Source organism: Streptomyces sp. DSM 110735, from assembly GCF_016482685.1.
Lineage (GTDB): Bacteria > Actinomycetota > Actinomycetes > Streptomycetales > Streptomycetaceae > Streptomyces.
In genome coordinates, this window is record NZ_JACYHF010000013.1 from 109552 (window position 1) to 133127 (window position 23576).

Here is a 23576-nt window from a genome sequence, read left to right on the forward strand (position 1 = left end):
GCTGGAGGTGGGCGACCTTTGAAGGGACTGCCGGAATCGCCCTCGTGAACGGTCCCGGTCTCTCCCGACCCACGGAAGGTGGTTCGCCTCCATGACCGCGACTCTGCTCCCCCCGCAGCCCGAAAGCCACGACGGAACTCCGGTCGTCGACGTCTCCCACTCTCCGACCAGCACGCCCATCCTGAGGACCATGGACCTGGCCCGAAAGAACGGTCCGGCGTTCATCCAGCGCCAGCACGGCCAGGACACCCTCTTCGTCAGCAGCCTGGACCTGGTCACCGAGCTGTCCGACGAGCAGCGGTTCGGCAAGGCCATCGGACCGGCCCTGGAGAACGTCCGCGAGTTCGCTCACGACGGCTTGTTCACCGCGTACAACGACGAGCCCAACTGGGCCAAGGCGCACGACATCCTGATGCCCGCCTTCGCGCTCGGCTCGATGCGGACGTACCACCCGGTGATGCTGAAGGTGGCCCGGCGCCTGATCGAGAGCTGGGACGTCCACAGCGCCGCCGGTACCCCGGTCGACGTGCCCGACGACATGACCCGCATGACCCTGGACACCATCGGTCTGGCCGGTTTCGGCTTCACCTTCGAGTCGTTCGACCGCGACGAGCCGCATCCGTTCGTCGACGCCCTGGTGCGGGCCCTGCAGTGGTCGATGAACAAGCTCAGCCGCGCCCCCGGCGCCGACCACACGGCGGCCGACGAGGCGTTCCGCGCCGACTCCGCCTTCCTGGCCTCCGTGGTGGACGAGGTCATCGAGGCGCGCACCGCGCCGGGCGCGGCGGCTCCGGAGCACGAGGACCTGCTGGGTCTGATGCTCAACGCCCCTCACCCCTTCGACGGCACCACCCTCGACCAGGTCATCACCTTCCTCATCGCCGGACACGAGACCACCTCCGGCACCATGTCCTTCGCCCTGTACAACCTGGTCAAGCACCCGGCCGCGCTGCGTCTGGTCCAGCGCGAGGTGGACGAGCTGTGGGGCGACGAGACCGACCCCGAGCCGACCTTCGAGGACATCGGCCGCCTGCGGTACACCCGCCAGGTCCTCAACGAGACGCTCCGGATGTTCCCGCCCGCCCCGCAGTTCTCACGCCAGGCGCGCGAGGACACCGTCCTGGGCGGCATCCCGATGAAGGCGGGCCAGTGGGCGGCGGTCGTGACCCCGATGCTGCACCGCGACCCGGTCTGGGGCGACAACCCCGAGCTGTTCGACCCCTCCCGCTTCGCCCCCGCAGCGGAGGCGGCTCGCTCGCCGCACGCCTTCAAGCCCTTCGGCACCGGCGAACGCGCCTGCATCGGACGGCAGTTCGCCCTGCACGAGGCCACCATGCTGCTCGCCATGCTGGTCCACCGCTACCGGCTGCTCGACCACGCCGACTACCGGATGAACCTCAAGCAGGCGCTCACCATTAAGCCCGACGGCTTCACCCTCAGCCTCGCCCCGCGCACCCCGGCCGACCGCGCCGCCAACCGCGCCGCCCTGCCCACGTCCGGCGCCGCCGTGTCCACCGACGCGGCACCCGCCGACACCAGCGGGCTGCCCACCCGGGTCCAGCAGGACACGGGAGTACTGCTGCTGCACGGCTCCAACTACGGCACCTGCCGCGACTTCTCGGACCGACTGGCCGACGCGGCCGCCGAGATCGGCTGCGACACCGCCGTCGCCCCGCTCGACGCCCACACCGGCGCCCTGCCCACCGACCGACCGGTCGTCATCACCGCCGCCTCCTACAACGGCCAGCCCACCGACGACGCGGCCGCCTTCGTCCAGTGGCTGGAGACCGCCGAACCCGGCGCCGCCGACGGCGTCACCTACGCCGTCCTTGGCATCGGCGACCGCAACTGGTCCGCCACCTACCAGCGCATACCCACTCTCATCGACGACCGCCTCGCCGCCCTCGGCGGCACCCGCCTCCTGGAGCGCGCCGAGGGCGACGCCGCGGGCGACCTGACCGGCGGGGTCAAGACGTTCACCAGCACGCTGCGCACCGCCCTCCTCGAACAGTACGGCGACCTGGCCACCGTCGGCGCCGTCCCCGAGACGCCCTCGGACAGCCCGGCGTACACCGTCACCGAGGTCACCGGTGACGCGGTGGACGCGCTCGCCGCCCGGCACGGCATGACCGCCATGACCGTCACGGAGACCGGCAGCCTCACCCGGCCCGGCCACCCGCGTGCCAAGCGCTTCGTACGCCTCGCCCTGCCCGAGGGCGAGACCTACCGCACCGCGGACCACTTCACCGTGCTCCCGGCCAACGACCCCGCCCTCGTCGAGCGCGCCGCCCGGATTCTGCGGGTGAACCCGGACACGGTCCTCACCATCGGCGCCGCCCGACCGCGCCGCGACGGCATCGCCGTCGACCGTCCCGTGACGGTACGCGAACTGCTCAGCCGGTACGTCGAGTTGCAGGACCGCCCGACCGCCGCGCAGGTGACCGTCCTCGCCGGTCTCAACCCCTGCCCGCCCGAGAAGAAGGCGCTGCAGGCCCTGGCCGAGGACGCCGACGCCCTCGCCGCCGACCACCGCAGCCTCCTCGACGTCGTCGAGGACAATCCCGCGCTGGGCGAGTTCCTGACCTGGCCGGTTCTGCTGGACCTGCTGCCGCCGATCCGCCCGCGCCACTACTCGGTCTCGTCCTCTCCGGCCACCGACCCCCACCACGTCGACCTGATGGTCTCTCTCCTCCAGGCTCCCGCCAGGTCGGGTCGGGGCGCCTTCCGCGGCACCGGTTCGGGCTACCTGAACGGCGTCCGCGCCGGTGACACCGTGTACGCCCGTATCCAGCCGTGCCGGGAGGTCTTCCGGATCGAGCACGACGCCACGACCCCGGTGATCATGGTCTCGGCGGGCACCGGTCTGGCGCCCTTCCGGGGCGCCGTCGCGGACCGGCTCGCCCTCGCCGTCAGCGGTACCGAACTCGCCCCCGCCCTGTGCTACTTCGGCTGCGACGCACCCGACGCCGACTATCTGCACAGCGCGGAACTGCGCACCGCCGAGCTGGCCGGGGTGGTGAAGATGCGCCCCGTCTTCAGCGAGGCACCCGTCGACGGACACATGTTCGTCCAGCACCGCATCGCCGCCGAGGGCGACACGGTGTGGAAGCTGCTCGGCTCCGGCGCGAAGGTCTACGTCTGCGGTGACGGCGGTCGGATGGCCCCGGGTGTGCGCGACGCGTTCCGCGCCGTGTACAAGGAGCACACCCCCGGCGCCGACGATGGTGAAGCCGCCGCCTGGCTCGACTCGTTGGTGGCGCAGGGCCGTTACATCGAGGACGTCTACGCCGCAGGCTGAACCGGCGGTCCCCCCATCCCACAGGAGGTTTCATTTCATGGACACCATGCTCGCCGGCCGTCTCCACGTGCCCAGCGGAACGTTCCGCGTCGAAGAGGTCCCCGTGCCCGTCCCCGGACCGGGGGAGGTGCTGATCGAGGTCAAGGCCGCCGGGGTCTGTCTGTCCGACGTGCACCTGATCGACGGCAGCCTGAAGCCGTTCGGGCCCATCGAGGACCTCACCCTCGGACACGAGGTCTCCGGAGTGATCCACGTCCTCGGCCCCGGACTCCTCGGCGACTGGACCCCTGGTACGCGCGTCGCGCTCCAGGCCGGCCAGAGCTGCGGTGCCTGCGCCAACTGCCGACGCCGCCGTACGCCGTGCCTCAACTCCCGTACCCGGGGCGTCGACTACGACGGCGGCTGGGCCCAGTACGCGATCGCTCGCGAGGACACCCTCGCCCCGATCCCGGACGACCTGCCGTTCGACCAGGCCGCCATCATCCCGGACGCGGTCTCCACCCCGTACGCGGCCGTCGTGACCACGGGAGAGGTACGCCCGGCCCAGTCCGTGGGCGTGTGGGGCGCGGGTGGTCTGGGAGCCCATGGCATCCAGCTCGCCCGGCTGGCCGGTGCCGCGCCGATCGTCGCCGTCGACCCGCTGCCCGGCGCCAGAAAGCGTGCCCTCGCCTTCGGCGCCGACCTCGCCCTGGACCCTGCCGCCCCGGACTTCGCCGAGGCAATGCTGCGAGCCACCGGGGGCCGGGGTCTGGACGTCGCTCTCGACTTCGCCGGTGTACCAGCCGTGCGGGAACAGGCAGCCAAGGTCCTCTGCCGCGGCGGGATCATGGTCCTGGCGGGTCTCACGCCTCATCCGCTCACCATCACCGAAGGCACGCGGTTCAGTTGGAACCGCAATCAGATCCGCGGTCACTACGGCTCCTCGCCGGAGCACGTCGAGCAGTTGATCCGCCTGGCCTCCGTCGGCCGCCTCGACCTGTCTCCTTCCATCAGCGGCCATATCCCGCTGGCCGAGGCGGCGGAAGCGGTCCACCGTCTGGAGAACAAGACCGGCGACCCCATCCGCCTGGTGCTCATCCCCTGAGCGGCGGGAGCGGCTTCGAGTCGGACCAGCGCATGCCTTGAAAAGCCTTACGGAGCTTGGTCTTTGTTCTCTGTGCATGCGTCAAGTCGTCATGCCTGTTCCGACGCCGAATCCATACGGTCATGGCATACATCACGTCAATTTCCGCCAGTTTCATGGAAATTGAGGAGTATGGTCGAAGATGCCATTGAAAGTAAGCCCTTGAGCTTCATTCTCCAAGAATCTTGAGGGGCAAAGAAAGGAAAGATGATGGCATTCAAGATTGCGCGTCGAGCCGGCATTGCGGCAGCTTCCGTCGCTGTCGCCGGAGGCGCGCTTCTCGCCGCCGGCGGTTCGGCCTCGGCCGCGACTCAGCCGGCCCACTCCCCGGTCTCCGCCTCTGTGGAGTCCGCCGGATTCGCCTCCCACGACGGAAGCGGCCGCGGTGTATGGGGGCACTACGGGAACTCGAACCACGGAGAGCGTCGGCACGACGCGAACCGTGGCTGGGACCGCGACCGCGACGGCTTCCGTCACGGGGACCGCGACTGCGACCGGTTCGGCCACGGCAACCAGTACGGTTACGGCGAGAACCGCTGGCACAACAACAGCGAGCGTACAGAGCGATTCTGACGCGGCAGTTGGTGTGAACAGGTGAGGAATGCTGTCTTCGGTGGACACGGAACGTCCACCGAAGACAGCTTTCAGGGTACAGCAGGTCGGTTCGTTTCCCCTTGGCTGGCGCGATTATTTGGTGTTCTCCTGGGAGGCCGGTGTGCGCACTCGCCTTGCGGTTCTCCTTTTCTTTCCCGGGCGCAGTGCTCGCGGCAGGAGGAACCACAGGATGGTGAAGATGATCAGGGTCCCCGCCGTGATGCCGATGGCCGTGGGGAATCCGAGGACGAAGTCGGTCACCAGCAGAACGGCGCCGTTGAGAGCCAGGGCGAGACACGCAAGACCGGTCCTCGCCAGATACGCCGCTATGGGGACGATGGTCGGGTTCCTTCCGCTGTGGCCCATGCGGCGGTGCAGTGCGATAGGGGTCGCGATGATGGCGGTGGTGACGACCGTGAGGATGAGAGTTCCGATGTAGACGCCGACTTCGAAGTCGTCCAGCAGGGTGAAGCGCCCACTGAAGGCCAGGCCGAGGAGAAAAGCGAAGAGAATCTGTACGCCTGTCTGGACCGCGCGGAGTTCCTCGCGCAACTCGTCGAGGGTGAGATCGCGTAGCTCGCGGGCGCTCTCACGGCGCAGTGTCCTCAGATGGCGTGGCAGCGGCATGGCTTCCCTCGGCGACGAGGACCAAGTGGGCCCGCACGCGGAGCGTGCTCGCAGTCGCCCAGCGCGGGTGGCCTCGCTACGGCTCTTCGGGATCAGGATCCAGCATCGGGGTGCGTCTCCCTTCTTCCATGCTAGGAGCCGCGCGGCTGCCTGCAATTCGGGCATGGAGGTGACCCTCCGCAGGCGCTTCACGCCGTACGGCATTCCTGTCGGCGCCCTGCGATGCCGTAGCCCCATGGAGCCGGGCGCGTACATGCGGGGTCGCCCGCTGCCAGGAGGGGGAAGCCGTGGGGGCTGGAGCCGCCGGGTCCAGTGGAGCTGGCAGGGCGTATATCAGATGGGGTGTCAGCCGGTGTGCGCGACCGCGGTGGTGAGCACGTCGGCCAGCCCCTGGGTGAGGCGTTCCTCGTGGACGGCCAGTTCCCTGGCCAACGTCGGGTCGCGTGCCGCGTGAACTCCATGGACACCAGGAACCACTGGCGTTCCTGCGGGGTTGCACTAGTGGTTCTCGATGTCCGGGACGCACGTGCCTCCGGGAGTGGCGGTTCGACGGTCGGCTCACTCCACGGGCGTCACGACACTGAATGCAGCGTGTATCCGATACATGGTGTATGCGAACCAGCGGGCGGTGCCGCCGCCGCTGTGCGGAGAGCACGAACTGCCGGGCGATGTTGGTGCTTGCAGTCCATTTCGCATGCTCTGAGACGTGCTTAGGCTGTTTGTCGGAGGCGCTGGAGACGGCACGCCGAGCAGCCGTCAGGCCGTTCATCCGCTGTACGGTGTTTCCGTGGATACGGACAGTATTGAAGTGACCGATCTGCTGTCGGCGGTGGCATCGAGAGTCAAGGTGTATGTCGCTGAGGTCAACAGAGACATCTGGGATCACATTATTTCCGAAGTTCCGGAACTCCGTGGCGATGAAGCAATTCTCGCCATGCATCGGGCGAGTGTCGAAGAGAACGTCGCCGCGGTCCTGAATACGTTCGAAAGCAGTATTCCCGTAGAGAATGTCGGAAGCCCTCCGGCGGCCCTTGAATACTCGCGGAGACTGGCACAGCGGGGCATCTCGGTGACTGCGCTCGTAAGGGCGTATCGCATGGGGCATTGCCGTTTTCTGCAGTGGTGCCTCGACGAACTTCGCAGGCAGTCGACCGGCGACCAGGTCCATGCCGCGGCCACGCAGCGGATGCTGCGTATCAGCTTCAGGTACATCGACCGCGTCTCCGAAGCCGTGATCGAGGAACATCAGGTCGAACGGGACCGCTGGTTGCGCAACCAGAGCGCGGAGCGCGCGGCATGCGTGCGGGCGTTGCTGGGGCGAGAGCAGGTGGACACCGGCCGTGCCGAGGAGACGCTCGGATACCGGCTGGACCAGAACCACGTGGGCATCGTTCTGTGGCTGCCGGAGGTGACCCCTCCCGGGGAAGGGCTTGCCCGCCTGGACCGGCTCACCAGCGAGATCGCCGAACGGGTCGGACGCCAGGAGCGCCCCTTGTTCGTCGCCCAGGACGAATCCCTGGCCTGGGGATGGCTGCCCGGCGGCGAAACGCGATCACTCTCCCTCGACCTCGTCGCGGACGTGGTCGAGGACCGGGATCCCGCGGTGCGCGTCACGGTAGGCGCTGTCGAGCGGGGCACCAGCGGCTTCTGCAGAACGCACAGACAAGCCGTCAGGACCCAGGAGCTGGCCATGGCGGCGAACCCCGGTACGCGGGTCACCGTCTTCGAGTCCGTCAGCCCCATCGCCCTGCTGTGCGCCGACATCGACGACACGCGTGGCTGGGTGCAGCACGTCCTGGGAGATCTCGCCGTGGACGACGAGTACTGCGCTCGGCTTCGGGAGACCCTGTACGTGTTCCTCACCGCCGGCTGCAGTTACACCGCCACGGCCAGCAGGCAGATCCTGCACAGGAACACCGTGCAGTACCGGGTGCGCCGAGCGGAGGAGACCATCGGCAAGTCGATCAGCGACCGGCGGACGGATCTGGAGGTCGCCCTCCTGGCGTGTCAGCACCTGGGGGCGTCGGTGTTGCAACCGCCGCTCGCGCCGACCGCGGACGAGGTGAGCCATGCTCAGCCGCCCGGAAGCACGGCATAGCGGAGCCCTCTGGTGGTGAGGGACTCTAACGGGCGGGCGCGCCGACCCCGGCCAGCCCGGTCAGCGATCCCACCGAGACGATCTCGCGGGGCGCTTGCTCGGCGACCGGTCCGTCCGGAAGCGGCACGGCGCGCAGATTGCCGCCGAGATCGGAGACGTAGGCGACACCCGCCTCCCCGTCGACAGCGAGACCGATCGCCTCCTGGAACCCGTCGGCAAGAATCTCGGGCGCCTCGCCCCGTTCTCCGGCCGCCGGAAGGGGCGCCCGGTTGAGCGTGTTCCCGGTCGGCGGTGCGCCACGATCGGTCCAGTACAGCCGGTCGCCGTCGACGTGCAGGTCGATCGGCTCCGGCAGGCCGTCCCACAGCACCTCGATGTCGGAGCGGTTCTCGGCGGTCTGACCGGCGGGTATGTCGAGCCCGGCCCGGAGGATCCGGCCCACGCCGCCCTTGGCGGGACCCTTCTGGGTCCAGTACAGGTGCCCGTGGGCGGGATCGACGGCCACGCCGACGCACTCGCCCATGATCCCCTCGTCGGCGGGGTTCACGACCAGATCGGTCAGCCCGGTGCCGTCCACGCGGACGCTGCTGACCCGGTGCCCCTCGCGGTCACCCCAGTAGAGCCTGCCCCTGCCGTCGGAAGCCAACTGCTTGCCGGTGGTCATCGCCCCGAGCGGGACCAGGTCACGCCGCCCTCCGCCGTCCAGGTTCACGGCGTGCACGCTGCCGTTGCGCGCGGAGAAGTCCAGTCCGGCTTCCCCGGGAGTGGCTTCATCGATCTTGGGCTCGCCCATTGTCGTCCAGTAGACGGTGCCGTCCTCCACCACGATGCCGTCCGGTGCGGGACCCGCGTCCGGCAGGAAGGTGGACACCCGGCCGTCCGGGACGCTCACCCGGAGCACCCTGCCCGACTTGATCTCCAGGGCCAGCAGTTCTTGCCACATCGCGGTCATCCTTTCTCGTCGTCGCTCGCCGTGGCGCCTGTCACGGAGCCCGGTCACTTCTCCTGGTCGTCGGCGGTCGGCGGCTGTGGCCAGCCCAGCGGTTCGAGAACGGCGCGGGTGCGCCCGTCCCGGAGGGCGACGAGCTTCTCGTAAGCCGACTCGCCGGTGCCGTACGCCTCTTCGACCGCGTCGAAGACCTCGCCCATGCGGGAGGGATCCGGCTGGCCGATCTCGAAGGTCATCTGCGAGCCGACATGCTCCGCCAGGTGCCGAAGACCCGCCGGACCGCCCCCGAGGGCGCCGCTCTGGAACGGACCGACGGTCGCGTAACGCAGGCCCAGTGAGGCCCGGACCAGGTCGTCGAGGTCCGCCACGTCGATGACGCCCTGCTGTACCAGGTAGGTGGCCTGCTCGTTGAAGACCTTCTGCAGCCGGTTGCCGACGAAACCCGGAATCTCCCTCTTCAGCCGGATCGGCAGCTTGTCCAGCTCGCGGTAGACCTCGACCGCCCGGTCCATCGTGCGCTCCGAGGTCGCGGGTCCGGGCACCACCTCGACCAGGGGCATCAGCTCCGGCGGATTGAACGGGTGGCCGATCACGATCCTGTCGGCCGCCGGATTCCCGGCCGCGATGTCGGACGGCAGAAGCGAGGACGAGGAGGAGGCCAGCACCACGTCGTCACGGGTGTGCGCGGCGAGCGTGGCGAACATCTGCTCCTTGATCTCGATCCGCTCCGGCCCGCATTCCTGAACGAAGTCGGTGCCGTCGGCCGCGGCGGCGAGGTCGGTGAAGAGCGTGACCGGCACGCCGGTGAGCTGCTGCTCCACCACCTCCGCCAAGTCGGGCCGGGGATCGCTGATCCGCACCTCCCACCCGGCCGCGCCGAACAGACGGGCCCAGGAGAGCCCGATCACGCCCGCACCTACGACTGTGACTACTGCCATGACGAAACACTCCTGCCGAGTGAAGGAGACGAGGAAAGACGTGCGCCTTCCCGTCGGGCGACCGGACGGGAAGGCGGGAAGGGTCAGCGCGGTGTGGTGCGCCAGGCCGGCTTGTCGGCCCCCATGGGGCTGAGCACCGTCGTGAAGTCCCCCTGACGCAGGGAGGAGAACTCCAGTTGGTCGGTCATGCCCTGGTAGGCGCCGAGCGGGGTCTTCGCGGTGAAGAGGTCGGGGTCGACGAGGGTGTGCTCAGGAGTGGAGTCGACGGTGGCCTGCACGTAGTCCCGGTCGAAGACACCGAGGGACATGAGCCACAGGCAGATCTTCGTCAGCGAGACCCTGACGCGGTAGGAGCCGCCTTCGCTCGCCCGCCGCCGCAGCGCCGCGAGGGTGCCGATCGTCCCCAGCCACCCGACCACGTTGTCGACGATGGGCAGGATCGGGGGCTGCCTGGGGTCTTCGAGGGTGCCCTCGAGTGCGAAGATTCCCGCGACGCAGGCACCGATCTCGTCGAACCCGGGGCGGTTCGCCCAGGGACCGGACGGGCCGTGCAGGGTCACCTCGGTGTGGATCAGCCCGGGGTATTTCGCGGCAAGGTCCTCGGCCGTCAGCTTCTGCTTCGCGAGGAACCCGGGGTGCCGGTTGGAGAAGAACACGTCGGCGTCCGCGAGAAGCTGTTCGAGGCGTTCACGGTCCGGCTCGGAGTCGCCGAGATAGGCCGAACGCATACCGACCTGGGTGTCCCAGTAGAACGGCTCGATCTCGACATCGTCGGGACGCCAGATGTTCAGCACGTCCGCGCCGAAGGAGGCGAGATCGCGCCCTATCGCCGCGCCCGCGATCACGTGGCCCATGCCGAGCGCGCGGATGCCGTCGAGCGGCTGTCGCGCACCGTCCGTGAACGGCACGGGCGCGCTGTCCGCGATCTTCTCGACCTCGATGAGCGGAAGGTCGGCGAGCACGTCGGTGTACTGGGGCTCGGTGAGGAACTCCTCCAGGGAGCGCACCTTGGCCAGGACGATGCCCGCGTCCGCCGCCGCCTTTTCGAGCTCGTCCGCGTCCCAGCCGGCGATGGCGGCGTCCAGGGCCTCGGTCGTGTCCGGGCAGTCCAGGAGGGCGAGCGCCTTGCTGCGGAGTCCCGGATAGACGTTGAGCGTGACGACGCTCTTGCCGTCCTTGGTCCGGCGGAAGAACGGCAGGTTCACGAAGGGGTTGCGCTTGTTCCACTTGATCGACGGCTTCCTGCCGTTGATCAGCTCCCACCGGAGGTCCGCAAAACCGGCGAACCGGCGGAACGCCTTCCGGACGTCGATGGTGACATCCTGGGGCTCTCCTCCGCGGTCCCGCCAGATCGCCGACGCCGCGACCCCCTTGCCCGCGAGGGCGATCGCGGCAGCGGACCCGAACCGGAAGCGACCGGGTACCAGGGGATCCGCCCCCGAGGTGAACGACACCGAACCGCCGCAGTCCTCCGGCGACAAGCCGGCCTCGCGCAGGATTTCCTCGAGGTGCCCAGCGAAATCGAATTCGTCCGACGTGATCGGGTTCTCGAGCGCATGACGAAGCCGCTTGGTCAAATTCATCGCTTTGCCTCTTCCTTCCGAGGTGACACCAGCAGTCGGCAACCCATGTCGGGTGACAAGACACCTGGAGGGCAAGAGGGCGACACGCCGGGGTCAATTACATATTCTATCCGCTCGGCCCGGAATTGCCTTGTTCTGAAGGGGTGGCCCAGTCCGGTGTGCCCGCTTGGTCAATTCGAGCACCTGTGAACCAGTTGACACCCGTCGGCTGGCGTCTGTCCAATACATGATTCAGTCATGATCCATACGATTCAGGGTATGGCTCTGCTCTGTGATGTCTACTTACATGTCGTTTCACCATGAGGCTGCCGCGGAGTCTGCGGCCGTCTTCCTTCATCGGAGCTGGACCGGCTACGGAGTTTTCGCGGCGATCTTCGCGCCGGTCGACGGCCGAGAGGTCGGCGTGACACATCGCCTGCAACCGCTCCGGTCACGTCCTGCACAGCATCTACGGACAGAACTTGACCACCCCGCGCGAGGGCGGCGGCGAACCACTCGCGCAGGACGGCCCGGGCGAACTCGCGGACACCATCGCCCAATCCTTCGGTGACTTCGCCTGGTTCAAGACCCAGACGTCCAAGGGCGCCGACGCCACGCAGGGAACGGGCTGGGGCGTGCTGGCCAGCCCTTTCCGTGTTTCGGTCACTGATGCCGCGCGCCCCTGACGCCATGCCGCCGAGCCCCGGTGACGGCGCTGCCGCCCGCCACCAGGAGCGCCAGTGCCCACAGCGCCTCGGTACGCGCGTCGGTGCCGGTCGCGGCGAGTTCGCCGTCGGCGGTCGCGTCGTTCCCGCTCGTGTCGCCCGGTACGTAGGCGCTCGTGGTGTCCGACGGGGTCGGGGTGTCGGGCACGGTGCTGATGTCGGGGGGTGCGGCCGACGACGTGGCCGAGGGTGAGGCGGTGCCCGTGTGGGAGGGACGGGGCGTGGGCGACGGTGAGGTGGAAGCGCTCTCGCTGGGTGACGGCGGCGGAGAACTCGGGGTGCCGCTGAGGGACAGGGTGCCGAAGGAGATCCCCGTCGAGCCGCCCAGCGCCTGGGTGGAGGCGCGTACGTCGGAGCCCTGCTGGCCGTCGGCGGCCACGTTGAAACCGCCGTCGGCGTTCTGCTGACCCGCGAGGAAGGCGAGGGTCTTGGTGATCTGCGCCTGGTAGGTGTCCGCGTCCAGGCTGAGGCCCTGCACCGCCAGGCCCGCCGAGTTGGTGGAGTCGCCCGCGGCGCCGGGGAAGTCGCCGTCCGCCTTCTGCTGTTTCGCGATCCAGGCGACGCCCTTCGTCACGGCGGCCGAGGCGGACTCGTCGTCAGGGAGGAGCGCCAGGGCCATCACCGCCATCGCGGTGGAGTCCACGTCCGTGTCGCCGGTCGAGGGAATCAGGCTCGGCCAAGAGCCGTCGGCGTTCTGGAGCTTCTTCAGGTACGCGACCGGCGCGGCCGCGTTGGCGGTGTCGCCCGCCCGTAACTGGGCCATGACACCGAGGGATTGGGAGAAGACGGACGGCGCGTAGCTGTAGGCGCCCGGCGCCGGGCAACTCGTGTCCGCCGTACTCGCCTCGGTGCACACGGCGTTGTCCAGGGCGGCGATCAGGTCCTGGCCGCCGAATGCGCGGGGGTCCCTCCCCGCCACCTCCGCGAGCAGCGCCTCCTTGCCGATCGCGCCGCCGCTCGCGTACGAAGTGCCGATCCCTGTCCAGTCGTTGACCGTACGGGCGGTGCCGTCGGTCTTCCGCTGGTCGAGGAAGTCCACGATCTTCGTGAAGGCGGCGTCGTTCTTGCGGGTCGCGGCCAGCGCGTACGCCCCGTCGATCGTCAGGCCGAAGTCGGCGAAGCCGCCGCCGAAGGGCTCGTAGTAGTGCCCGTCGGTCAGTTGGGCCGGGGCGACCAGATAGGCGGTGCCCTTCTCCAGGTCGGGGGTCGCGGCCCGTACGGCGGGGACCCTGAGCGGCGCCGCCCCGGACGCCGAGGGGGTCGCCGGGGCCAGGGGGGCGGCGTGGGCAGGGAGAGCCGCCGTCCAGAGGGAGACACCGGGCGCCGACAGCAGCAGGAACGCGGTGGCGACCGCCGCCGTTCTCCCCCCGCTGCTCGGTCTTCCACTCGGAACTCGGTGCACGTCGTCCCCCTCGGTCGGCCGCGAGCGACGCGTGCGCGGAGGCGGAGTCCGGACCGGGGCAACCCGGAGGAGCGCTCCACACCGCAGTCCTCGACGGTGTTGGATCGTGTGACGGTCTCAGCGCAGGTAATCCGGCTCGCCCATCTCCCGATGAGCCCACGGTTGCGGGTCAGCGCCGGATTCCGACCGGCTTCCCCTGGCCGCTGAAACGCAGAGCATCTCACCATGGCCGGGAGGCGTCGTCAACGCGTCACGACGAGTGAGTAGTTGAGTGGGAGGAGCCGAGGCGGTCGCCCCGGCTCCCGCCCGCGTCTCAGTGCGCCCGCACCGAGTCCGGGGTGAACTTCGGCTTCCCGGTCGTCCCGTCGATGCTCGTCGAGCCGTAGACCCACGCCTCGACCTCACCGGCCTTCGGCTTGTCGCTCATGGCGCCGAGCGGGCTGTACGTCCAGGTCGACTGGCCCGCCGGGGCGATCCAGTAGGACCAGTACGCGGAGGCGGGCGGGGTGAGGACGCAGGCGTCCTGCGCCGGGGTCGGGTACTGAGTCCCGCTGTTGAAGCCCGAGTTGCCGATCCGGCAGATGAAGGCGGGACCGTCGTGCTGCGTACCGGCGGTGGTGAAGCCGCCGTTGTGCAGCAGGTTGTAACCAGTGGTCGGGCTGGCGTCGCAGCCGCGCACCACCGAGCCGCCCCACGGCGCGAAGTCGACCGCGACGATCGCGCCCTTGGTCGGAGTGCAGCTCGACAGCGGATCGGCCGCCGCCGGGGTCGCCGTACCCGTCACGGCGGCTCCCGTCGCGGCCAGGGCGAGCGCGGCCGCCGCGAGCGCTCGCGGAACGGCACGTCCGGCAACGGCACGTCCGGCAACGGTGCGTTCGGTGGCGTTCTTCATGGCAGCCCCTCCAACTCGGCCGTGGGCGACCGGGCGTGGAAGGTCGGCGGCGCACGGGCACAGCCCCGTACCGCCTTCCGGTCCACGCCGCAGTCCACGACGGCGCTTCGGTCCTGGCTCCAGCCCAGGTGCTCCGGCTCGCCCATCCGCCGACGGGCCTACGGTTGCGGGACAGCGCCGGACTTCGACCGGCTTCCCCTGAGTGCTGAAGTGAAAGCGCGTCATGCGACCACGGTCGAGCCGCCCGCGTCAATGGGTGGCCACATCGCCGCTGAGACGGCGGGCGTGCGCGCCGGCCCGTCCTTGACGGCCGCACAGCCCCGTCCTTGACGGCCCTTTCGGATCGTGCTCAAATCCGCCTGAGAAGCAACAAGTTCCAGGGGAAGCCGGTCGAAAACCGGCGCTGACCCGCAGCCGTGGGCCCACCAGGAGGTGGGCGAGCCGGAATGCCTGGAGCGAGATTCAGAGAGCAACTGACGCCGTCGCGGACTACGGCGTGGTGCGAACGGCTGTCGTACCCAGGGCACTTGAGCCCGGTGCGGGAGCCTTGAGCCACGTTCCCGCCTGCGCCGGTCTCGACGCGTACGAGGGGGACGGCGATGGGCACACCGGGGCACAGAGACACGCGGAGGCGGGGCAGACTCGCCGGACTCCTCGCGGCACTCGGCTTCACGGCAGCCCTGCTCACCGCGACCTCCCCGCCCGCGAGCGCGGACCCGCAGGCCATGGGTCGCTGCACCACCACCTCCGGCGTCGTCCTCGCCGTCGACTTCAGCCATTGGGGCGGACCGATCCTGCGTTCCTGCGGCACCACCCCCACCACCGGCTACGCGCTGCTGAACCAGGGCGGCTGGCGGACGACCGGCACCGGTCACGACGGTCCGGCGTTCATCTGCCGTATCGGCTACAGCGGTTACCAGGGCGGCAGGCAGTACCCCACCCCCGCCGACGACGACTGCGTGCTCACCCCGCCCGCCTCCGCCTACTGGTTCTACTGGCACGCCGACCCCGGCGCCAAGGACTGGACCTACAGCCAGCTCGGCGCGATGCTCTACCGTCCCAAGCCCGGCAGCGTCGACCTGTGGGTCTTCGGCGGCACGAACATCGAGGGCACCCAGGGCCGCCCCCAGGTCAGCCCCGACCAGGTGCGCGCCCGCAACACCGCCCCGCAGGGCGACGCGGGCAAACCCGCCTCCACCGCGAAGGCGCCCCCGCTGCCGCCGGACGTCGACACCGGTCCGGCGCCCGGACGGCAGCCTGACCGGCCGTCCCGTACCGCACCCGCCGTACCGAAGCCGCCGATGAAGAAGCCCACGCCCACGTACAAGCTCAAGGCCGAGCCGAATCCGTCGAAGAGCGCGAGCGCCACCCCGTCGTCCACCGCCAGCCCTGCCCCGACCGTGTCGGTCAAGGCCGCGCCCACCACCCGTACCAAGGTCGTCGACGCGGCCCCCGCCGCCGACGCCCAGCACGACTCCGGCTCGGTGCTGCCCGTCGCCGCCGCGGGCGGACTGGTCGTGCTGATCGGCGGCGCGGCCGTGTTCGAGGCACGCCGACGCCGTCGCGCCGAGTGACCCCGATGGCCCGTACGACCCTCACGGCGGCGCCCGCCACCCCGGTCGGTCCGGCGCCGGACACGGGCGGCAGGCGCCTGCCGCGCACGCTGCATCCGGTCGCCTGGTGGGTGTGGGCGCTGTCCCTCGCCACCGCCGTCAGCCGGACGAACAACCCCTTGCTGCTCTTCCTCGTGCTCGCCGTCCTCGGCTACGTCGTCACCGCGCGGCGCACCGAGGCGCCCTGGGCGCGGGGCTTCACGTACTACCTGTATCTCGCGCTCACGGTCGTCGCGATCCGGGTGGTCTTCCGCGCCGTGTTCGCCACCGGCGTCACCCCGCACGACCACTTCCTCTTCTCCCTGCCCCACATCCCCACCCCCGACTGGTACGCGGGCATCCAGCTCGGCGGCCCGGTCTCGCTGGAGGCGCTGCTCTCGGCGGCGACCGACGGACTGCGGCTCGCCTGCATGCTGTGCTGCATCGGCGCCGCCAACACCCTCGCCAACCCCAAGCGCGCCCTGCGTGTACTGCCCGGCGCGCTGCACGAACTCGGCGTGGCCGTCACCGTCGCGATCAGCGTCGCCCCCCAGCTCGTGCAGAGCGTTCAACGAGTCTCTCGCGCACGGAAGTTGCGCACCGGACGGACCAAGGGCGCCAAGGCGCTGCGCGGTATCGCCGTACCCGTCCTTGAGGACGCGCTCGAGCGCTCCCTGCGCCTGGCCGCCGCCATGGACTCCCGGGGCTACGGTCGCGCGGGCACCGCCACCCGCCGCTCCCGGCGGATCACCGGCGCGCTGATGCTGCTCGGCATGTGCGGCCTGTGCGCCGGAGCCTACGGACTGCTCGACGCCAGTGCGCCCGCGTTCCTGGGGCTGCCCGCGATGGGCGTCGGAGCCGCGCTGTGCGGGGCGGGACTACGGCTCGGCGGGCGCCGTGTCACCCGCACCGCCTACCGGCCCGACCCCTGGCGGCTGCCCGAATGGGCCGTCGCCGGAAGCGGCGTGCTGTCCGCCGTCCTCCTCTTCGCCAACCTCGGCTACGACCCCGCCCAGCTCAACCCCACCTACTATCCGCTGACTTGGCCGGAACTCCCCCTCGTCCCGACCGCCGCGATCCTCCTCGCCGGTACGGCCGCCTTCGCCGCACCCCCGCCCCACCCGCACCGGAAGGCGGGACCCGCGTGATCACCTTCGACCAGGTCACCCTGCACTACGACGACATGCCCGAACCCGCCCTGCGGGACGTCGACCTCACCGTGGAGGAGGGCGAACTCTGCCTGGTCGTCGGGCACACCGGCGTCGGCAAGTCCACCCTGCTCGGCGCCGTCAACGGTCTCGTGCCGCACTTCACCGGCGGCACCCTGTACGGTCGCGTCACCGTGGACGGACGCGACACCGCCCGGCATCCGCCGCGTGAACTCGCGGACGTGGTGGGGGTGGTGGGCCAGGACCCGCTTGACGGCTTCGTCACCGACACCGTCGAGGAAGAACTCGCCTACGCCATGGAGCAGTTGGCGATCCCGCCCGCGACCATGCGCAAACGCGTCGAGGAGACCCTGGACCTGCTCGGCCTGGCGGACCTGCGCCACCGCGCCCTGCGTGAACTCTCCGGCGGACAGCAACAGCGCGTAGCCATCGGCTCGGTGCTCACCGCGCACCCCCGCGTGCTCGTCCTGGACGAACCCACCTCCGCGCTCGACCCCACCGCCGCCGAAGAGGTCCTCGCCGCCGTCACCCGGCTCGTGCACGACCTCGGCGTCACCGTGCTGATGGCCGAGCACCGCCTCGAACGCGTCGTGCAGTACGCCGACCGCGTCATCCACCTCCCCGGCGACGGCCACGCCCGCATCGGAACGCCCGCCGACATCCTGCGCACCTCGTCCATCGCCCCGCCGATCGTGGAGCTGGGCAGGCTCGCGGGCTGGTCACCGCTCCCGCTGTCCATCCGGGACGCCCGCCGCGCGGCAGCGCCCCTGCGCACCCGGCTCGCGGACGTGGTCCCGGACCCGGTCCGCACGCCCCCGGCGACCACCCCGGCGACGCTGCTCACCGCGCGCGGTGTCACGGTCGCCTACCGGGGTGTGCCCGCCGTCCGCGAAGTCCAACTGGACCTGCGCGCAGGGGAGGTGACCGCGCTGATGGGCCGCAACGGCTCCGGAAAGTCCTCCCTGCTCTGGGCGTTGCAGGGCTCGGGACCGCGCCGCTCCGGCACGGTGAAGGTCGAGCACGCGGGCACCTCGGTCGACCCGCACAGCGTGCCCGCCGCACGGGCCAGGCGCCTGGTCGGACTTGTCCCGCAGACCCCCGCCGACCTGCTCTATCTGGAGAGCGTCACACAGGAACTCGACCAGGCGGACGCCGAGTCGGGCACGGACGTACGGGCTCGCGAACTGCTCGACCGGCTCGCGCCCGGCATCGACGACACCACCCACCCCCGCGACCTCTCCGAGGGACAGAAACTCGCCCTCGTCCTCGCCGTCCAGCTCTCCGCCGCACCCGAGGTCGTCCTCCTGGACGAGCCGACCCGGGGTCTGGACTACCGGGCGAAGGAACAGCTCATCGCCATCGTGGACGCGCTCGCCGCCGAGGGCCGTACCGTCGTGATCTCCACCCACGACGTCGAGTTCGCCGCCCGTGCCGCCGACCGCGTGATCGTCATGGCCGAGGGGGACATCGTGGCCGACGGTCCCACCGCCGAAGTCATCGTCTCCTCACCGGTGTTCGCGCCCCAGACGGCGAAGATCCTGGCACCCGCGCCGTTCCTGACGGTCAATCAGGTTCGCACCTGCACGGGGGACCCGGCATGACGCCGCACGCCATCCGGCTCACCCTGCGCGTCGGCGTGGTGATGGTCCTGGCCGCCTTCCTCGGAGTGGTCGCGTTCTTCTGGCCGTTCGTCGTCGCGCCCGGCACCTTCGGCTCCAGCTACGCGCCGCCGCTGATCTTCGGCGTCCTGCTGGTGCTGGTACTGTGCGTGGTGCTCTCGGAGATCGCGGAGGGCGGCATCGACTCCAAGGCGCTCGCCATGCTCGGTGTCCTGTCCGCCGTCAACGCTGCCCTGCGCCCCCTCGGCGCCGGAACGGCGGGCATCGAGACGGTCTTCTTCGTGCTGGTCCTGGCCGGCCGGGTCTACGGCCCCGGCTTCGGCTTCACCCTCGGCTGCACCTCACTCTTCGCTTCCGCGCTCATCACCGGGGGAGTGGGTCCCTGGATGCCGTACCAGATGTTCGGCTGCGCGTTCGTCGGGATGCTCGCCGGATTCCTGCCGCGTGCGAGCGGTCGCCGCGAAGTGCTGATGCTCGCCGTCTACGGCTCGCTCTCCGGCTACCTCTTCGGCTTCCTCCTCAACCTCTCCTTCTGGCCTTTCGCCCTCGACCCCAACAGCTCCATCGCCTACCTCCCTGGCCTCCCCTTCACCCAGCAGTGGCACCGCTACGTCGCCTTCGACCTCGCGACCTCGCTGGGCTGGGACACGGGCCGCGCGGTGACCAACTTCGTGTGCGTGCTCCTCGCGGGACCGGCGGTGCTCACGACCTTCCGCCGGGCGGCCCGGCGGGCGCGGTTCCGGGCGCCGGTGCGGTTCGCGGCGCCGTGAGAGACCGGCACCTCCTGAACTCCGGCCCTCACCCCTCGTCGTAGACGTGGAACCCGCGCCCGGTCTTCCGTCCGAGGAGCCCGGCCTCGACCATGCGCTGGAGCAGCGGGGGAGGGGTGTAGAGGGGTTCGCGGAACTCGTCGTACAGCGACTCCGCGATCGAGGCGACGGTGTCCAGACCGATGAGGTCGGCGAGCTTGAGCGGACCCATCGGATGGGTGCAGCCCAGCTCCATTCCGGCGTCGATGCCGGCGGCGGTGGCGAAGCCGGACTCGGCCATCCGGACGGCGGAGAGCAGGTAGGGGATGAGCAGGGCGTTGACGACGAAACCGGCGCGGTCCCGCGAGCGGATCACCGTCTTGCCCAGCGTGCGCGTGGCGAAGTCCTCGACGGCGAGCGTCGTCTCGGCCGAGGTGTGCAGTGAGCTGACCACCTCGACGAGGGGAAGGACGGGGACCGGGTTGAAGAAGTGCAGGCCCACGACCCGGTCGGCGCGGGAGGTGGCCATGCCGAGCCGCATGACCGGGAGGGAGGAGGTGTTGGTCGCGAGAACCGCCGCCGGATCCGTGACGATCTTGTCGAGGGCGGCGAAGACCTCGGTCTTCGCGTCCGGGTTGTCCACGACTGCCTCGACGACGAGCTGCCGGTCGGCCAGGTCGTCCAGAGTGCCGGTGAACACCAGCCGGGCGAGCGCGTCCCGTGCCGCCGCCCGCTCCAGCCTTCCGCGCCGTACCGCGCGGTCGAGCGATGCGGCGACCCGGTCGCGTGCCGCACGCGCGGCGACCGCGTCCACCTCGCAGACCACGGTGTCCAGCCCCGCCCGCGCGCAGACCTCCGCGATACCTGCGCCCATCTGGCCACCCCCGACGACGCCGACGCGTGCGATCACCGCGCTCACGCCCGAGCCTCCGTCCGGTGCACGAGGTGGTGGGTGTAGGCATCCGGGGTGAAGAACAGGGGCAACTCACCCTTCATGGCGGTCCGTTCGAAGAGGGCGCGGATCTCGTCGACGGGTGCCCACGGGTACTCGGCGCCGAGCGCGACGATCTCGTCGTCGAGTATCCGCTCCACGGTCCGCCGGTCGACGACCTGGTGGCGGAGCCACTGCCAGATCTGCACCCGGGCGATCTCGGCGGTGGCCGCGTCCTCCATCAGCCCGTCCAGCGCGACCGCGCCCTGCCCGCGCAGCCACGCCGCGAAGTAGCGCAGCGCGACGGAGATGTTGGTGCGCACGCCCTCGGTGGTCGGCGGACCGCTGATCCGCCGCACCGACAGCAGGTCGGCCGGTGTCACCGCCACGTCGTCCCGGGTGCGGTCGATCTGGTGCGCCCGGTCGCCGAGGACGCCGTCGAACACCTCGCGGCACACGGGGACGAGCGCGGGATGAGCCACCCAGGACCCGTCGAAGCCGTCCTCCGCCTCCCGCTCCTTGTCCACGCGCACCTTGGCCGTCGCGGCTTCGTTCGCTGCCGGGTCCTTGCTCGGGACCTGTGCGGCCATGCCCCCGATGGCGTGGGCGCCGCGCTTGTGGCAGGTGCGGACGAGGAGTTCGGTGTACGCCCGCATGAAGGGCGCGGTCATCGTGACCTTGGCCCGGTCGGGGAGGAGGAAGTCCGTGCGGTGCCCGAAGGTCTTGATGACGCTGAAGAGGTAGTCCCAACGACCGGCGTTCAGGCCCGCGCTGTGCTCGCGCAGCTCGTAGAGGATCTCCTCCATCTCGAACGCGGCGGTGATCGTCTCGATCAGGACCGTGGCGCGGACGGTGCCGCGCGGGATGCCGAGCAGGTCCTGGGCGGCGATGAAGACGTCGTTCCACAGCCGGGCCTCGTACCGGTTCTCCAGCTTGGGAAGGTAGAAGTACGGCCCGTACCCGGCGTCGATCTGGCGCCGCGCGCAGTGGAAGAAGTAGAGACCGATGTCGACGAGCGCGGCGGACACGGGGCGCCCGTCGTACTCCAGGTGCTCCTCGTCCAGGTGCCAGCCGCGCGGGCGGACCATGATCGTGGCGACCTGCTCGCCCAGTTGGTACTCCCTGCCCTCGGGCGTGGTGAAGTCGATCCGGCGCTCGATGGCGTCGAGCAGATTGAGCTGGCCGCCGATCACGTTGTCCCACAGCGGCGCGGTGGCGTCCTCGAAGTCCGCCATCCACACCTGGGCACCGGAGTTGAGGGCGTTGACGGTCATCCGGCGGTCGGGCGGACCGGTGATCTCCACGCGCCGGTCGGTGAGCCCGGGCGCGGGCGGCGCGACCCGCCAGCCCGGATCGTCACGCAGGGCGGTGGTGACGAGGGGGAAGCCGAGCGGGGAGCCCGACGCCAGTCGAAGCGCCTGCCGACGGCGCTCCTTCATCAGATCGCGCCGCCGCGGCTCGAACTCCTCGGCCAGCTTGCCGACGAAGTCCAGGGCGGCGGGTGTGAGGATCTCGTCGTGCCGGTGGCCGGGTGCGGCGAGGACACGGACCCGCTGGGTGAACGTGGTGATGGACATCGGGATCTCCTCGGGGGTGGGAGCGGAGGGGGACGGAGACGGTCGTCCCCCTCCGCTCGGCTACGGCGGCTTAGTGGAACTGCTCCTGCTCCGTGGAGCCCGACAGCGCGGTGGTGGAGGAGGCGGGGTTGACGGCGGTGGACACCAGGTCGAAGTAGCCGGTGCCGACCTCCCGTTGGTGCCTCACGGCGGTGAACCCGTGCTCCTGCGCGGCGAACTCCCGCTCCTGGAGGTCGACATAGGCGGTCATGCCGTGCTCGGCGTAGCCGCGCGCCAGGTCGAACATCCCGTGGTTGAGGGAGTGGAAGCCCGCGAGGGTGATGAACTGGAACCGGTAGCCCAGCGCGCCGAGTTCGCGCTGGAACTTGGCGATCTGGTCGTCGTCCAGCGCCGCCTTCCAGTTGAAGGACGGCGAGCAGTTGTACGCCAGCATCTGGTCCGGGTACCGCGCGTGGATCGCCTCGGCGAACTCGCGGGCCTGCTCCAGGTCCGGGGTGCCGGTCTCGACCCAGAGGAGGTCGGCGTACGGGGCGTAGGCGAGACCGCGCGCGATGACCGGCGCCATGCCGCCTCGGACGCGGTAGAAACCCTCAGCCGTGCGCTCACCCGTCACGAACTCGGCGTCGCGCTCGTCGACATCACTGGTCAGCAGGTTGGCGGCCAGCGCGTCGGTGCGGGCGACGATGACGGTCGGCACGTCCGCGATGTCGGCGGCGAGGCGGGCCGCGTTGAGGGTGCGGATGTGCTGCGAGGTCGGGACCAGGACCTTGCCGCCCAGGTGGCCGCACTTCTTCTCGGAGGCGAGCTGGTCCTCGTAGTGGATGCCCGCCGCGCCCGCCGCGATCAACGCCTTGGTCAGTTCGAACGCGTTCAGCGGACCGCCGAAGCCCGCCTCGGCGTCGGCGACGATCGGCGCCAGCCAGTCGGTGGTGTCGCCCGCGTCCTCGGCGGTGGCGATCTGGTCGGCGCGCAGCAGCGCGTTGTTGATCCGACGGACCACCTGGGGAACGGAGTTGGCGGGGTACAGGCTCTGGTCGGGGTAGGTGTGCCCGGCCTGGTTGGCGTCCGCGGCGACCTGCCAGCCGGACAGATAGATGGCCTGGAGACCGGCCTTGACCTGCTGCACCGCCTGGCCGCCGGTCAGCGCGCCCAGGGCGTGCACGTAGTCCAGCTCGTGGAGTTGGCGCCAGAGCCGCTCGGCGCCGCGCCTGGCCAGCGTGTGCTCCTCGCGGACGCTGCCGGAGAGCCGTACGACGTCCTCGGCGGTGTAGGTGCGCTCGATGCCCTGCCACCTCGGGTCGGTGGCCCAGCGCCGCGCCAGCTCCTCGGCCGCCTGCGTCCTCGCTTCTGCCATGACTGTCACCGTCTCCTCGATCTGTGCCGGTTGCCAATCCCGCCGTCCGGATGAACCGGGGGTGGCACTGTGTGTCGTCATGTTGGGATGCGGCCCGCCGGAGCCCCGGGAGGCGGAACTGAGCGATGGTGCGGTACAAGCCCCCGCCACTGCCGGGATGTCCGACGTCAGGGCAGTGAATCGCACCCCGGTTCCGGGCGGTGGCCGCTGGGTTCCGGCGGGCCGTGCTTCGACTCTGGCACTGGCACCGAGTGCCATCAAGCGGGGATCAGTGCCAACTTCTGCGAATCTTCTCGCCGCCTTTTGCCAACTTTGCGAAGGAGTTGACAGGGCTTCGGTCCCGTACGCTGACCGAATCCAGTCCCCGGTACGGAGGA

The 23576-nt window shown here is 70.2% G+C and carries 17 protein-coding genes, 2 pseudogenes and 3 riboswitches; of the genes and pseudogenes, 9 read left to right on the plus strand and 10 right to left on the minus strand.

Translation table 11 applies throughout. The features are described 5' to 3' along the window. The first annotated feature begins 91 nt into the window (after positions 1-91). The 3 genes from IF655_RS20615 to IF655_RS20625 all read left to right on the plus strand — a co-directional run bounded on the left by IF655_RS20615 (position 92) and on the right by IF655_RS20625 (position 4994). A complete protein-coding gene (locus tag IF655_RS20615; protein WP_199586458.1) occupies positions 92-3298 on the plus strand; it encodes a bifunctional cytochrome P450/NADPH--P450 reductase in 3207 nt (1068 codons plus the stop codon). A 37-nt stretch (positions 3299-3335) separates the two neighbouring features. Next, positions 3336-4382, plus strand: coding sequence for a zinc-binding dehydrogenase (locus IF655_RS20620; RefSeq protein ID WP_199586459.1), 1047 nt, complete (start codon positions 3336-3338; stop codon positions 4380-4382). A 249-nt stretch (positions 4383-4631) separates the two neighbouring features. Beyond that, entirely contained in the window at positions 4632-4994 is a 363-nt protein-coding gene (locus IF655_RS20625; RefSeq protein WP_199586460.1) for a hypothetical protein, read from the plus strand. A 114-nt stretch (positions 4995-5108) separates the two neighbouring features. Here the strand turns inward: IF655_RS20625 and IF655_RS20630 are convergent, their stop codons facing one another. Together IF655_RS20630 and IF655_RS31520 are read right to left on the minus strand one after the other, a co-directional pair. Beyond that, a complete protein-coding gene (locus tag IF655_RS20630; protein WP_199586461.1) occupies positions 5109-5642 on the minus strand; it encodes a DUF6328 family protein in 534 nt (177 codons plus the stop codon). 345 nt (positions 5643-5987) lie between these two features. Further along, a complete protein-coding gene (locus IF655_RS31520; protein ID WP_277952699.1) occupies positions 5988-6119 on the minus strand; it encodes a hypothetical protein in 132 nt (43 codons plus the stop codon). A 310-nt stretch (positions 6120-6429) separates the two neighbouring features. Here IF655_RS31520 and IF655_RS20640 point away from each other — a divergent pair, with 310 nt between their 5' ends. Beyond that, positions 6430-7740 carry a CdaR family transcriptional regulator gene (locus IF655_RS20640; RefSeq protein ID WP_199586462.1) on the plus strand — a complete coding sequence of 437 codons (1311 nt, stop codon included), beginning with the start codon at positions 6430-6432 and terminating at the stop codon, positions 7738-7740. Between the two features lie 25 nt (positions 7741-7765). Here the strand turns inward: IF655_RS20640 and IF655_RS20645 are convergent, their stop codons facing one another. The 3 genes from IF655_RS20645 to IF655_RS31525 all read right to left on the minus strand — a co-directional run bounded on the left by IF655_RS20645 (position 7766) and on the right by IF655_RS31525 (position 11081). Beyond that, positions 7766-8683 (minus strand): hypothetical protein, encoded by a 918-nt coding sequence (locus IF655_RS20645; protein WP_242488845.1) that lies wholly within the window; start codon positions 8681-8683, stop codon positions 7766-7768. A gap of 53 nt (positions 8684-8736) precedes the next feature. Continuing rightward, positions 8737-9627 carry a 3-hydroxyacyl-CoA dehydrogenase NAD-binding domain-containing protein gene (locus IF655_RS20650; RefSeq protein WP_199586464.1) on the minus strand — a complete coding sequence of 297 codons (891 nt, stop codon included), beginning with the start codon at positions 9625-9627 and terminating at the stop codon, positions 8737-8739. 83 nt (positions 9628-9710) lie between these two features. Further along, positions 9711-11081, minus strand: coding sequence for a CoA transferase (locus IF655_RS31525; RefSeq protein ID WP_199586465.1), 1371 nt, complete (start codon positions 11079-11081; stop codon positions 9711-9713). Between the two features lie 548 nt (positions 11082-11629). Between IF655_RS31525 and IF655_RS20660 the strand changes: the two are divergent. Then, a pseudogene (locus IF655_RS20660) lies at positions 11630-11833 on the plus strand (Fe-Mn family superoxide dismutase); the annotation flags it as partial. 19 nt (positions 11834-11852) lie between these two features. Here the strand turns inward: IF655_RS20660 and IF655_RS31810 are convergent. After that, positions 11853-13316, minus strand: coding sequence for a prenyltransferase/squalene oxidase repeat-containing protein (locus tag IF655_RS31810; protein WP_374100310.1), 1464 nt, complete (start codon positions 13314-13316; stop codon positions 11853-11855). Between the two features lie 103 nt (positions 13317-13419). Further along, a riboswitch (cobalamin riboswitch) is annotated at positions 13420-13545 on the minus strand. A gap of 90 nt (positions 13546-13635) precedes the next feature. Continuing rightward, positions 13636-14208 (minus strand): annotated as a pseudogene (locus tag IF655_RS20670) (peptidase); the annotation flags it as partial. 127 nt (positions 14209-14335) lie between these two features. Next, positions 14336-14406, minus strand: a riboswitch (cobalamin riboswitch). A 180-nt stretch (positions 14407-14586) separates the two neighbouring features. After that, positions 14587-14660: riboswitch (cobalamin riboswitch) on the plus strand. Between the two features lie 147 nt (positions 14661-14807). On the opposite strand from IF655_RS20670, the gene IF655_RS20675 reads away from it, so the two are divergent. Genes IF655_RS20675 through IF655_RS20690 form a run of 4 tightly spaced genes read left to right on the plus strand, consistent with a single transcriptional unit; the run spans position 14808 to position 19358 of the window. After that, positions 14808-15782 (plus strand): hypothetical protein, encoded by a 975-nt coding sequence (locus tag IF655_RS20675; protein ID WP_199586466.1) that lies wholly within the window; start codon positions 14808-14810, stop codon positions 15780-15782. A 5-nt stretch (positions 15783-15787) separates the two neighbouring features. Next, the gene (locus tag IF655_RS20680; protein WP_199586467.1) at positions 15788-16948 is read left to right on the plus strand and encodes an energy-coupling factor transporter transmembrane component T; all 1161 of its coding nucleotides are present in this window, start codon (positions 15788-15790) and stop codon (positions 16946-16948) included. Beyond that, complete coding sequence (locus IF655_RS20685; protein WP_199586468.1) at positions 16945-18570, plus strand: ABC transporter ATP-binding protein; 1626 nt, start codon at positions 16945-16947, stop codon at positions 18568-18570. Before IF655_RS20680 ends, IF655_RS20685 begins: the two co-directional genes overlap by 4 nt. Then, positions 18567-19358 carry an ECF transporter S component gene (locus tag IF655_RS20690; protein WP_199586469.1) on the plus strand — a complete coding sequence of 264 codons (792 nt, stop codon included), beginning with the start codon at positions 18567-18569 and terminating at the stop codon, positions 19356-19358. Before IF655_RS20685 ends, IF655_RS20690 begins: the two co-directional genes overlap by 4 nt. Positions 19359-19386: 28 nt before the next feature. On the opposite strand, the gene IF655_RS20695 is transcribed toward IF655_RS20690, so the two are convergent. From IF655_RS20695 to aceA, 3 genes are all read right to left on the minus strand, one after another. Then, a complete protein-coding gene (locus IF655_RS20695) occupies positions 19387-20256 on the minus strand; it encodes a 3-hydroxybutyryl-CoA dehydrogenase (protein ID WP_199586470.1) in 870 nt (289 codons plus the stop codon). Next, positions 20253-21845, minus strand: a complete 1593-nt coding sequence (aceB, locus tag IF655_RS20700; protein WP_199586471.1) for a malate synthase A — start codon at positions 21843-21845, stop codon at positions 20253-20255. Before aceB ends, IF655_RS20695 begins: the two co-directional genes overlap by 4 nt. A 70-nt stretch (positions 21846-21915) precedes the next feature. Next, on the minus strand, positions 21916-23199 hold the full coding sequence (gene aceA, locus IF655_RS20705) for an isocitrate lyase (RefSeq protein WP_199586472.1): 1284 nt from the start codon (positions 23197-23199) through the stop codon (positions 21916-21918). Positions 23200-23576: the final 377 nt, after the last annotated feature.